1 pseudogene is annotated in these 279 nt (G+C 70.3%); it reads right to left on the minus strand.

Annotated features, from left to right (window positions below):
- Positions 1 to 279 (minus strand): annotated as a pseudogene (locus ACYPV9_RS14255) (NAD(P)-dependent alcohol dehydrogenase); the annotation flags it as partial.

Here is a 279-nt window from a genome sequence, read left to right on the forward strand (position 1 = left end):
CTACCGCCCCCGCGCCGATCACGGCGACGCTCGATCCCGCGCGCACCCGGCAGGCGTTGAGCACTGCGCCCGCGCCGGTCTGGATGCCGCAGCCGAGCGGACCGAGAAGTTCGATCGGCAGGTCGGCCGCGACCTTGATCGCATTGCGCTGGTTGACGACCGCGTGTGTGGCGAACGAGGACTGCCCGAAGACGTGGCTATGCACTGCAGCACCGGCAGCATCGGTGAGCGCAGTGGTGCCGTCGGCGCGCGTGCCGAAGAAGTTCAGCGGCACCCACG

The organism is Polaribacter sp. OB-PA-B3 (genome assembly GCF_054589375.1).